The sequence below is a fragment of the Flectobacillus sp. genome, from assembly GCF_049240685.1.
In the GTDB taxonomy this organism is placed as follows: Bacteria; Bacteroidota; Bacteroidia; order Cytophagales; family Spirosomataceae; genus Flectobacillus.
Map to the genome: position 1 here is coordinate 17,014 of NZ_JBMLSD010000319.1, position 13,423 is coordinate 30,436.

The following is a 13,423-nucleotide window of genomic DNA, read 5'->3' on the forward strand; positions in this document are numbered from 1 at the left end:
CCTGTGATTAGAAGTAAGCCTACTAGAAAGGCCAAAAATCCTTTTTTCATGGATGACAGATTGTTTTTATGAAGGTTTATGTGGCAACATTCTCGTGGACTATGAGAGTTTTTCAGGTTAAAACCTTACTTTCTCTTTATCCAAATAGCTATACTACCATTGGTGGGATTTTTTAGTTGATAGCTTTTCCCGCCCTCTAAGATTTCAGTATTAGATAAGAAATTACCATCTTTCGGAGAAAGGAACTTTACTTCAAATGTTCCTTTTTCTTTACTTAAATCTGCGGTAATTTCTGTTGAACTTTCGCTGTAAATAAAATACCCTTGTCCTAGTTGTCCCAAAACCCATTGGGTATTAGCTTGTCCAGACCATTGAATCGGTTGCATACCAATTAGTTGAGCGGAAATTTCTTGAGGCAAATCAAAGCTCAAACTTGGAATAGAACCTCCTGCCATCAACACAGCCCAACCATTTGCATCAAAACTATCACCATTATAAACCACAGCCTTTGAAGGATATTTTATGCGGTATTCGTTAACGGCACGATAGACTTGTTCGGCTGAAGAACGCTTAGGGTTCAGCAAACGAGCGTGTTGGCGTGGAGCAAGGTTTTGTCCACCTTTGGGTTCATACGTTTGCCCATTGAATTGATAATGCCAATAACGAATGTCTATAATGTCGACTATTGCTGACCGTTTTTTATCTGCTAAAATTGCATCTTGCACGTCTTTGGTTGTACTCAATGCCACTAAGACGTCTTTGTGTTTTTCCTTTTGCCATTCATCAATGACATCCAACCAAAATTCAACAAAATGAAGTGGACCTGTGTATTCGGCACTAATCAATTGTACGACTCCTGTATTTCCAGTAAAATTATCCAAGCATTGACGGATATAGGCACGATGCAATTTGCGACGAACAGGATGGCTAATGTCATAAAACTGTTCAGCCATAAAAATGCGCTTATCACCAGCATAGGGCACTGGTTCAGGGAATCCTGTTTGGTTAATGTTATTAGCTGGTCGCCACGGGAAATCGGCATAGTGAGCGCCTGCTTCTATGATATTGTGTTGAAAATAATTTTGATGAAAAAGCACCAAAGATTTCTGGTCAGCCAAATCAGCAAATTGTTTCAAGCGACTCCAATACCATTGATTATATTGGGTTAAATCATATTTGCTCAAACCATCCCAAGCGGTCTCTTTTCCACTTCTGGCAAATGGTAATTCATAAAATGGAGGCCAAACTTCGCCATCCATACGACGAATACGCTCATGGTCGTCGCGACGACGCTCGTACCAAAGTCCGTAATTATGATCCATCACTTTTACGTGATTCTGTTGCATCCAATCGCTCAATTCAACTAAATCGTCTGTGAGTCCTTTACCTGTTTGTCCAGGAACAAATCGGGTGATATGTGGCTTACTCGCTGCTAAGCCATGCGGACGAGATACGCCAGACCACCACGGAACGTCCTGTCTTTTACCTGTTTGTAAAGATTTTCCACGTACTAACCAACCATTTTGCACTTGCAAATCAGGCGCTTTATTAGGTGTAATATTTTTAGGAATGCCGATTTGCTCTATACTTTGAAGTTTTTCTGCTACGTTTAGAGATAATCTCTGGGAAGCCTTTTCAATAAACTCCTTTAGTGTTCGGGCAGGTTCAACGGATGCTTTGGTCAATGCCATAGCTACCTCTACTTTTGGGCTACTTGATGCTTCTGTTTCGGTTGCCATCAAAAAAGTTCTTGCTTGAACCTCTCCACCTAAGCGATTTTGAAGTTGTGCATAAAACAAACTTCTTGGTTTGATATGCTCGTTCGACATATCCCAATAGCCATCGCCATCGAATTGAGCCCAAGTTCCAAACGCCCAGTTTTGTGCAGTTGGTGGCTTTTGACATTCTACACGAGAGGCAGCGCATTGCCAAAAAACACTATTGGCAGCCGACCAGCCAGCACCTTGTCCATCTTGACCCAAATTTGAAAAACGTAGTGCATTGCCATCCACATTCACAATATCAAACAAAACCCCAGAAGCCCAAGAATCTACTGTTCCGCTAAAACTATACGGAAGTTTGGATTCACATTGAACAAAAGCGTTTGGTCCGGCAGCGCAATAGCCTATGGCAAAATCATGATAGCCCTCTTCGGCATAAATTCTTTGAAAAAGGGTTTGTTGACCATTGGTAAAAAACGTATAGCGTCGTTGTCCGCCGATTTCAGAAATAGGCTGGGTAGAAATACAATCTTCGACGGTCACACAGCGAGCGGAAGCTTGTACATATACGGCAGAACCTGCAAAATGTTTGAAATCAACTTGACGAACCCATGCATCACTTACATTTTCTAATCCAATAGCCATCCAACGATGGTTTTCGTCTTTAGGATTTTTGGTATCATAACTCGATTCTAAGGAAAGATTTTCGATACCTATTTGACTGATACGTCCATTCCATTGAAATTTAGCCACTGTTCCCGCTCCGTAAGTAGAATCAAGCGCAGTAGTCAGAGGAATATCCAAGCAAATTCCTTTTGCTGTAATTTGGGTAATAGTTCTTTCCCAAGTAATATCTCTTTGATTGGGTTTCCAACCTAGTGCGGTAACTCCCCCTCCAAAATGGTCAGTTTTCAACGTTTGAATCCATTCTTTGGTAGAAGGACGTTGAATCAAAATTCGCTCACCAACTTTATATTTTTCAGGAGTATTTACATTTAAACAAGCTTGTCCAACAGGGATATAAGCGTCCAATACTTTTTCGGAACTCTCAATTTTCTTATCATCCTTACCTTTAATACTAATCAAGGTTTCTCTCGAAATGCCAACTCCTTTTAGAATGGTTTGTCCACGACCAGCACCACGAATCACAATGCCTGAAGCTTTGATAAGCAGATTTCCTTTTATTTCGAAAACTCCTTTTCCTAATACTACTGCACCTCTAAAGCCTTTAGTATCAACTGGTAAACTCGCCACATAGTCGATGGCAGCTTGAATACGAGTTGTTGCGTCGCCATTTGCTGCTTCTACTTTTACTTTTCCTGCTATAAATGGAATGCTTTCTTCGCTTGCTTTGTAGCCACAAAAAGAAAAATCAGGAATTCTATCTCCTTTGCTTTCAGGGGTATACGCCAATTTTCCTGCATCATCCAGATACACAGGAGGTTTGGGCGGAACAACTTTGGGTTTTTGTCCAAATACTGAAAAAACACTCAAACCCAAGGTAAGAGATAGGATTATGGAGAAACGAGACATCATATTTAATTGTGAATGAAGAATTTTGAATTGTGAATTAGTGGCTTAAAACAAATTGAAGTGGTGTTTCAAAGATGAATTGTGAATGATGAATTGCAAAAATTCACAATTCATCATTCACAACTCACAATTAAAAAAACTATGGTTTCACATTTTTCACACTAACCACACTGTTCAAATATTCTTCGATATTGGTGTAACCGTCTTTATTGCGGTCTTTGCTGGCGTCGTTGGCATCTTTAGGATTCAAACCATTTTTGATTTCCCAAGCATCTGGCATACCGTCATTGTCTGAATCTTTGTAAGGAGTACCCTTGTATTCTGGATAACCCCCAACTTGACTAATATCGGTAATGATACCGTTTTTGTAAGAATCAATTGGCAAACGACGGTGTTTGAATTGCGTTTCTGGTAATTTTACGTTTGGTGTAATGGTAATTTTACCTGTTCTTACCTGCTCGATTACACGTGCATCTACCGCGTCACGTTTTGGAAGCGTCGCACCTGCATTGGCCAAAACATAATCATGAGCCGTTTTGGTTGGCAAAATTGTCAATTTTGGCATTGGTAAAGGTTTATTCCAACGAATAGAATCGGTGTATTTACCAGCATTTGGCAAATCTTCAACCTGTACCCCGCCATCCCAGTTATTTTTGGTTACTCGCTCATTGCCTTCCATGATGTTTCCATCTACGTAGGCACGACCAAACGTAAGATATTTTAATTTACTTCTACCTGATTCTGGTTTTAAGATACGATGTCCGATGGCAGTATTTTTAGGTGTCTCAGGACCAGGTTTGAAGTAGTTGTTGATAATATTGTACATAGCACGATAATCACCCCCATCAATCGAACGATGTACCCAGTTGAATACTACGTTATTGACAAAATTGAAAACACCAAACCAACCAATCGAAGGATTACGTCCTGCATTATCAGCCCAAAGGTTGCGCATGAAAGTACAGTTTTCGCCACCAAGCGTACTACCAAAAGCATGGTTCCAAGTATCTAGTGCTTCAGAGAAAATCGAGTTTTGGATAGTGATATTTACTGTAGGCAATTTATCTTCAATTTTACCAGTGCTATCATTGTACATGTGACGGTACATCGACATATTTTCGTCCAAGCCCCAACTTGCCGATACGTGGTCAATCATAATGTTACCAATTGGGTTACCTCCGATAGAGTCGTCGCGACGACCTACGTTGGTTTCGCCACGACGAAAACGCATATAGCGAATCACCACATCGTGGGTATTAATCCAAACCGACTCGCCTGCTACACAAACGCCGTCCCCAGGGGCAGTCTGACCTGCAATCGTGATGTATGGCGCACGGATAATCAAAGGTCTTTTCAAACGAATGATACCTGACACGTTGAAAACAACCATTCTGGCACCACCTTGCTCACAAGCCCAACGCAATGAACCGGGGCCATCATCTTCAAGACTTGTTACCACATATACTTTGCCACCACGACCGCCAAATGAATATGCACCACCACCTTCAGCGCCTGGAAAAGCAGGAATATCAGCTTGTGGCAAATCAATTGGACGAGCTGCCCATGGAATATAAGGTTTGCCAGCTTTAGCCTCCTTTTGAATAATAGGAAAAGCTTTTTGCCAAGCAATATCCGACAAACGCATCGTTTCCTTCATCAACTCATCACTTTCCTTTTTAATATCTTCAGGTATCGTTGGATATTGTGCCGACGATTCTTCATATTGTAAGGCTACAAGACCTAGCGCAATTAGTGTGTTTAACAGCAGTTTTTTCATGAATCAGTTTTTAGTAATTGCTTATTGTTGAAGGGTTTTGTCTTTCACTTTTTAAGAAATAGGTACTTTTCAAAACCCCATGTCTTTCTTTAGTCCTTCTGCAACTAAATAAAACACTACTTGATGAGTCAAAATTACAAGGATTCCCTTGGGTCATGATATACAATTTTCTCAATAAATTATAGGATTTTATCTTTGTACTATTTCAAGAATGTTTATGCAGATTTAAACCTAGTGTCATACAATAATTTGAATACTTTTTACGCTATATCCAAATTTATATTGTATCATTTTGACAGTGCCCATTACCCTACAGACCCTTACAGATTCAATTGGAGGATTTCTATCAAAAACTTATTTCTAGAATTTTTAATAAAAAACAAGGAATAAATCGGCAATGTAATACTGTTTTAGTTAGTTTTTTTCGTGTGACAACTCCAAAAAAGGAAACTTTCAGGAGAATATAAAATTTACACCCTAAGATAAAAACCTATAAAAATATCCTATTGCTCTTATCCAAGAAATAACTAATGAAACCCTAGTATTTGTGGATATACACCCAGATAAAATGGTACAAAAGTTGGGAAAAATGGTACATAAAAATGGCGATATATGCCAATACCTTTGTATTGGATAGTAATATCCTATAAGGAATCCCTCTTTTAATTCAGCTGATTGACTGACATGTATAAAATCATATCCATTTGCTTTTGCGTATTTAGCCTCTATGCTCAGTGTTTTTCCCAAAATACAGGTCGAAGGACTTTTAACTTTAATGAAAATTGGAAATTTGTTCATGCCGATATAAAAGAAGCGCAAAATCCTAGTATCAATGACCAAGCATGGCGAGTGCTGTCGCTGCCGCACGATTGGAGTATCGAAGGCCCTTTTGGGGCTAATCATCTGACTACCAACCAAGGGGGAGCACTACCGACGGGTATTGGTTGGTATCGCAAAACTTTTAATCTTCCTCTGTCTATAAAAGACAAAAAAGTATATATAGAATTTGATGGCATTTATAGAAATAGCCAAGTGTGGATAAATGGGCATTTTCTAGGGAAAAGACCCTTTGGTTATAATTCTTTTCGTTACGAACTAACTCCTTTTTTACTGCCTAAAAATAATATCATAGCCGTAAAGGTGGATAATAGCGAACAACCTAATACGCGTTGGTATTCGGGGTCAGGTATTTACAGAAATGTAAGATTGGTCATTACCTCGCCAATAGCGATTGATTATCAGGGTGTTTTTGTTAGTACGCCCAATGTGAGGGAAAATGCGGCAGAAATAAAGGTACAAACGACGCTTCGTAATACGACAAATCAACAATCAGCATTGGAGATTCGTCAGAGTATCATTGATCATAAGGGTAAAATACTGCTTTCTAAACAAGAAAGAGTTTCTCTGTCAAAGGATTCATTACAAAATTTCTCTCAAAGTCTGACCTTACAGCAACCACAACTTTGGACGCTTGATAAACCTTACTTATACCAACTCAAAACAGAGATTCGTCAAAAAAATCAAGTGGTTGACACGCAACTTAGTCCTTTAGGAATACGAACTTTTAAGTTTGATCCAGCTACAGGATTTTACTTAAATGGAGTACCTACCAAAATATTAGGCGTTTGTCAGCATCATGATTTAGGTGCTTTGGGTGCGGTGGTCAATGTGCGTGCAATCGAGCGACAACTTGAAATCCTAAAAGCGATGGGCTGTAATGGCATTCGTATGTCTCATAATCCTCCTGCTCCTGAACTATTAGATTTATGTGACAAAATGGGCTTTATTGTTATGGATGAGGCTTTTGACATGTGGAAAAAGAAGAAATCTAAAAAGGATTACGGACAATATTTTGAGGAGTGGCACGCTCGTGACTTGGAAGCCATGGTTAAACGTGACCGCAATCATCCTTCGATTTTTGTATGGAGTATTGGCAACGAAATTCGTGAGCAATTTGATAGTACAGGTCGAACTTACGCCAAAGAACTAGCAGGAATTGTGAAAAAATTGGATACCACCAGACCCATCACCTCGGCACTCACTGAAAATGAACCAGATAAGAACCATATTTTCCAATCAGGAGCATTGGATGTTCTTGGTTTTAATTATAAACATGAAGCCTATTCGGAATTTCCGAAACGCTTTCCGAACCACAGCATCATCGCTACCGAAACGGCATCGGCATTAGAAACCAGAGGGCAATACGATATGCCAAAAGCAGGTATCCAACTTTGGCCAAAAGATAGTAAAAGCCCCTTAGTGGAAGGTAATGCCGACTGGACAGCACCTGCCTACGATAACGTGGCTGCCTATTGGGGCACAACACACGAGGAGTCTTGGAAGGCTGTCAAAAATACGCCTCATGTGGCTGGGCTATATGTGTGGACAGGCTTTGATTATCTTGGCGAGCCACATCCTTACAGCTATCCAGCTCGTAGTTCATACTTCGGTATTATCGATTTGGCGGGATTTCCGAAGGATGTATATTATATGTACCAAAGCGAATGGACGCAAAAACCCGTGCTTCATCTTTTGCCTCATTGGAATTGGAAGGCAGGGCAATCGGTAGAGGTGTGGGCGTATTATAACCAAGCAGACGAAGTTGAATTATTTGTAAACAATAAATCGCAAGGAATCCGCAAAAAAGGTAAAGATGAACTTCATGTATCTTGGAAAGTGCCATTCGAGGAAGGCTCGTTGAAAGTTATTTCTAGGAAAGCTGGAAAAGAAGTTTTGTCAAAAGAAGTTTTCACCGCTGGAAAAGCACAAAAAATTCGCTTAATAGCTGACCGAAAAGCTATTTCAGCAGATGGATTAGATTTATCTTTTGTGACCGTAGAAATCACTGATGAAAAAGGAAATATCGTACCAGATGCCAATCATTTAGTACAATTTTCAGTAGAAGGAAAAGGCAAATTAGTGGGCGTAGACAATGGCTACCAAGCAAGTCTTGAGTCATTTAAAGCTCCTTATCGTAGTGCGTACCATGGCAAATGTTTGGCTATACTTCAAGCTACAAAGCAAGCTGGAAAAATTTCACTTAAGGCAAGTGCGGAAGGTTTGGAATCTTCTGAAATTGAGATTATTACCAAATAAAATGCTTTAGGCAATAAGCCGTAGGCATTAGGCTTAAAGCGGGTAAAACGAATTCAATTTTGCCCACTAACTTTTAGATTATCATCAAAAAATATATGTTTAAAAGGCTTTTTCTAATAATAGTAGGTTTTGTTTTTTTTAAAGCTACAGCACAAAGCTCTTATCAAGTTATTCCTTCACAAAATGCCAAACCGTGGGTATTTTGGTATTGGATGCAAGGTGGCGTTTCGAAAGCTGGTATAACCGCCGACCTCGAAGCGATGAAGGAAGTTGGTATTGGCGGAGCCTATCTCATGCCCATCAAAGGTCCTGCGAATCCGCCTGTATATACACCTGCGGTACAACAGCTCACGCCTGAATGGTGGGAAATGGTTCGTTTTTCGATGTCCGAAGCCAAAAGATTAGGTTTGCAAATGGGCATGCACGTGAGCGATGGATTTGCTTTGGCAGGCGGTCCGTGGATTCGTCCTGAGCAGTCTATGCAAAAAGTGGTATCTGCTTCTGTGCATGTATCAGGGGGAAAAATGATTCAACAAAAAATGCCATTACCTCCTATCAAAGAAAACTATTATGAAGATATTGCCGTGTTGGCGTATCCACGTTTGGCGGAAGATACACTTTCTACTTTATCTGTCAAACCCTTAATAACAAGTAGTTTACCTAATATTTCTGGACAGCAATTAATCAAGGTTGGCAATAAAGAGAGTTTTAAAACCGATACAAAAGCATGGTTTCAATATGCGTTTGACAAGCCCTTTACTTGTCGTTCCGTTTATATTCGAACAGGAGGAAATACGTATCAGGCGCATCGTTTGGTTGTTGAGGTGAGTAATGATGGTATCAATTTTAGAAAAGCTACTCAACTAGAGCCACCTCGTCATGGCTGGCAAGATACGGACTCGGATGTAACGCATGCTATTCCGACCACTACTGCGAAATATTTTCGTTTTGTTTATGATAAAAATGGCTCAGAACCTGGCGCAGAAGATTTGGATGCCGCCAAGTGGAAGCCATCATTAAAGTTGTTGGAACTCCAACTTTTTGCTGCTCCAAAGATTCATCAATACGAAAGTAAAACAGGTGAAATTTGGAGAATGAGTGAACAAAGTTCTCCTGAGCAATTAACTGATAATCTGTGTATTCCGAGTAATAAAATTATAGATATTACCAAATTTGTCGATAAAAATGGAGTTATCAATTGGAACGCTCCCAAAGGACTTTGGACAATTGTAAGAATTGGACATACTTCTACGGGACATACCAATGAAACTGCTGGGGCTGGAAAGGGACTTGAATGTGATAAATTTAGTGAAGAAGCTGTAAAAATTCAGTTTGATAACTGGTTTGGAGAAGCCCAAAAACAAATTGGCCCAGCATTGAGCAAGGAAGTATTACGTTATTTTCACGTAGATAGTTGGGAATGTGGCAGTCAAAATTGGTCAAAGAATTTTGCACAAGAATTTTCAAAACGTCGTGGCTATTCTTTAATGCCTTATTTATTGGTTTATACAGGAGTGCCCGTGCAAAGTCGTCGTGTATCTGAGCAGGTATTATTTGATATTCGACAGACCATTGTAGATTTAGTTTTGGAGAAATTTTATGGAACCTTACGCAAAATCACTACCGAAAAAGGCTTGATTTTCACGGCTGAAAGTATTGCGCCGACCATGATGAGCGACGGTCTGGCTCACTACAAGTTGGTAGATATTCCGATGGGCGAATTTTGGCTCAATAGCCCCACCCACGATAAGCCTAACGACATGTTGGATGCTATTTCGGCAGCTCATATTTACGGAAAAAATATCATTCAAGCAGAAGGTTTTACGACAGTCCGCATGGCGTGGAACGAACATCCTGCCATGTTAAAAACACTTCAAGATAGAAATTATGCACTTGGAATCAACAAGTTAGTCTATCATGTTTTCACTCATAATCCTTGGATTAACAAACAACCGGGGATGACTTTAGACGGTGTGGGATTGTATTTTCAACGAAATCAAACATGGTGGAAACCTGCAAAAGCTTGGGTAGATTATGCCACTCGTTGTCAGGAATTATTACAGCAGGGTAAACCTGTGGCAGATATAGCCGTATTTTCGGGTGATGACTTACCAAGACGCTCGGTATTGCCTGATAGATTGGTTGGTACGTTGACTGGTTTATTTGGTGCTGAAAAAGTAGCTCTGGAACAAAAACGTTTGGCAAACGAAGGTCAACCTATGCGTCAGATGCCAGCGGGAGTTGGTAACTCAGCCAACATGGCAGATGCCGACCAATGGGTCAATCCGCTTCGAGGTTATGCCTACGATTCGTTTAGTCCAGATGCTTTAGAAAGTGCCAAAGTAATCAATGGAAAAGTGAGTTTTGCTGACGGGAATAGCTATGCTTTATTGGTTTTGCCAAGAGCTTTAAAATTGAGTCCGAACACAAATGCTACTTCAGAGGCTACTTTACAAAAATTGCTACAATTGATTCAAGCAGGCGCAAATGTAGTAATCAGCGAAAGACCAGCAGTGAGTTTGAGTAAAAGTAATGCCCCCAATTTGCCTGAATTAATCGAACAGATTTGGGGTGGTGATTTTCAAGGAGTTAATGGTTTTCAAGTAAAAAATGTAGGAAAAGGGAAAGTTATTCTTTCACCCATAATTCCTGAAAATTTGCAAGCATTAGGCATCAAGCGAGATGTAGAGGTGTTGGAATCTTCAGGAAAATATGTGACAGATATTGCTTGGACGCACCGTAAAGAGGCTCAGAAAGAAATCTATTTCCTTGCCAATCAGCAGAATACAGCTCGAACATTAACCTATCACTTGCGTATGGAAATGCCATTTGTCCAAAGCTATAATCCTGTGACAGGTACTTGGAATACTTTAGAAGTTAAAAAGCAAAATGGAATAAGTTCCTTTAATATTAGTCTACCTCCCAATGGTTCAATTTTTATTATCGGTAGCAAAAAAGCATTGACAAGCAATAAATCTATTGGGGATTTACAAAAAATACAAAGTCTAACTGGGACTTGGCAGGTAAATTTTGAAAAAGAAAAAGGAGGACCAAGTTCTGCACAGACATTCAATTCTTTAACGGATTGGAGTGCAGATACAGATACTTTGATTAAATACTACTCAGGAACAGCCACTTATACCAAAAGCTTTGACTGGGATGGAAACAATTCTTCAGCAATTTGGTTAGATTTAGGAGAGGTAGCCAACATTGCGTCGGTAAGACTCAACGGGAAAAATTGTGGAGTCGCTTGGACAGCACCATTTAGGGTTGATATATCGGCGGCACTGGTGAAGGGGAAAAATACGGTAGAAATTGAGGTAAGTAATACGTGGCATAACCGTTTGATTGGTGATAATCGTTTACCACAAAATCAGCGTGTAACTTTTACCACAGCGCCGTTTCGATTAGATGGACGCCCCTTAGAAAAAGCGGGGCTTTTGGGACCTGTTGAGATTTTATCAGAAAAATAAAAAATTGGAAGAGACAAAGATTCATTAATTAATTTGGGGATAGTTAGATTTAGGCGTTGCATTGCAACGCCTAAAATTTTGGTTCTTAGTGGATAGGAAAATATTTTTCCAACCATACTTTAGCCAATTCCACATCATTGTAAGTCAAATTATGGCTAGTTGGCAAAGCATGATGTTCCACCTCAAATCCTTGTTCTTTTAAAATTTCCAAATACGTAGAAGTATCTTTTGGCGGAACGGTTGGGTCATGTTTACCATTCGAAAAGAACACCGGAACTTGCTGTGCTTTTTCGGTTAATACTGGTTCTTGAAAGGGCAACATAGGTCTAAACAATATCGCTCCATCAAAAAAATCTGGATAGTTTAAAAGCGTTGCTCCAGCAATATTGGCCCCGTTTGAATAGCCTAAAGCCACAAGTTTGGCATTTTCTAAATGGTTATCATGCAAGACTTTTTCTATAAACACCTTCATTTCATCGGTACGAAAAGCCAAATCTTTTTCATCAAAAACGCCCATTCTGATTCTTCTGAAAAAACGTGGCATACCGCCTTCATTTACATTTCCTCTTAAACTTAATAAATGAAAATCTTTGGTTATATCTTTTGCCAAAGGTATCAAATCTTGTTCGTCGCCACCTGTTCCGTGCAAGAGGACAAGCACAGGAGCATTAGGATTTTTTGACAACTCAAGTATATATTTCAATGGTTGAAAGTCCATGATAAATCGTGTTTAAATGTTAGAATAAACTATGGGCTTTTCTGCAAAACCCTTTACTCAAAAGCCCATAGTTCAAATCCTTACGCTAATACTGGCAAAGCTTTTTCGATACGCTCACGTTGTCCTTCGTATCTTGAAGGCAACATCAAATGTTGTCCTAATTCAGATTCATCTTCATCGATGTCAAAACCTGGGTTATCAGTTGCAATTTCGAATAAAACACCTCCTGGTTCTCTGAAATACAAAGAATGGAAATATTGACGGTCGATTTGCTCAGTGATATTCAAGCCCAAGGCTACGATTTTCTCACGCATTTTCATTAAATCACCATCGTTACTTACTCTGAAAGCAACGTGGTGAATGATACCTCCCGCCACAATACCTCTCGATTCGTTTGGCAATTCAACCAAGTCAACTTTAGAAGTCAAGCCATCTTTTGTCATGGTATAGCGAGTGCGATTACCTTCTTTTTTCTCCAACTCATACCCAAAAACGTCTGTCAAAATAGAAGCGGTTGGTGCAATGTTGTTGAGCGTAAGCGTTACTGCATAAATGCTGTTGAGCGCATATTCAGGTTTTACGCCATACACTTCTGGCAAAGTATCTTGAGGAATATCAGTCTCAATCAATTCAACTTTTAAACCATCTGGATCAAGGAAAGCAATATATCTTTCGCCAAATTTTACAGAAGGTTTACTGTAAAATACATTGTTGTCGTCCAATCTTTTTACCCAAAATTCTAAACTACCTTTTGGTACAGAATAGCTTACTTCTGTTGCCATACCTGCTCCTTTAAGACCTCTTTTTACTCGATCTCCCCAAGGAAAAAATGTTAATACTGAGCCTAAATCTGCGTTGGCATTGGCAAAGTAAAAATGGTAAGTATGAGGGTCATCAAAGTTGACAGTCTTTTTGATAAGACGTAATCCTAATACTTCTGTATAAAAATGAAGATTGCGTTTTGCATCACCTGCGATAGCTGTTACATGGTGCATGCCTTTGATGTATGATTCCATAATGAATAAGTCGTTTAGTAATTGTTGTTTGATGAGTCAAAATTACTGGCTTATTCAGGGCTGTGCATTGATGTATGATAAGTAATGAG

6 protein-coding genes are annotated in these 13,423 nt (G+C 39.6%); 2 read left to right on the forward strand and 4 right to left on the reverse strand.

Going from position 1 to position 13,423, the window contains the following annotated elements:
- Positions 1–125: 125 nt before the first annotated feature.
- Positions 126–3,257, reverse strand: coding sequence for a DUF6298 domain-containing protein (locus ACOVQ4_RS14560; RefSeq protein WP_421821355.1), 3,132 nt, complete (start codon positions 3,255–3,257; stop codon positions 126–128).
- A 136-nt stretch (positions 3,258–3,393) separates the two neighbouring features.
- A complete protein-coding gene (locus tag ACOVQ4_RS14565) occupies positions 3,394–5,031 on the reverse strand; it encodes a polysaccharide lyase (RefSeq protein ID WP_421821356.1) in 1,638 nt (545 codons plus the stop codon).
- A 684-nt stretch (positions 5,032–5,715) separates the two neighbouring features.
- On the opposite strand from ACOVQ4_RS14565, the gene galB reads away from it, so the two are divergent.
- Together galB and ACOVQ4_RS14575 are read left to right on the forward strand one after the other, a co-directional pair.
- Positions 5,716–8,127, forward strand: coding sequence for a beta-galactosidase GalB (gene galB, locus ACOVQ4_RS14570; protein ID WP_421821357.1), 2,412 nt, complete (start codon positions 5,716–5,718; stop codon positions 8,125–8,127).
- Between the two features lie 95 nt (positions 8,128–8,222).
- Positions 8,223–11,600, forward strand: coding sequence for a glycosyl hydrolase (locus ACOVQ4_RS14575; RefSeq protein ID WP_421821358.1), 3,378 nt, complete (start codon positions 8,223–8,225; stop codon positions 11,598–11,600).
- A gap of 85 nt (positions 11,601–11,685) precedes the next feature.
- Here the strand turns inward: ACOVQ4_RS14575 and ACOVQ4_RS14580 are convergent, their stop codons facing one another.
- Both ACOVQ4_RS14580 and ACOVQ4_RS14585 read right to left on the reverse strand, forming a co-directional pair.
- Positions 11,686–12,318 (reverse strand): alpha/beta hydrolase, encoded by a 633-nt coding sequence (locus ACOVQ4_RS14580; protein ID WP_421821359.1) that lies wholly within the window; start codon positions 12,316–12,318, stop codon positions 11,686–11,688.
- A gap of 80 nt (positions 12,319–12,398) precedes the next feature.
- Positions 12,399–13,334, reverse strand: a complete 936-nt coding sequence (locus tag ACOVQ4_RS14585) for a ring-cleaving dioxygenase (protein WP_421821360.1) — start codon at positions 13,332–13,334, stop codon at positions 12,399–12,401.
- Positions 13,335–13,423: the final 89 nt, after the last annotated feature.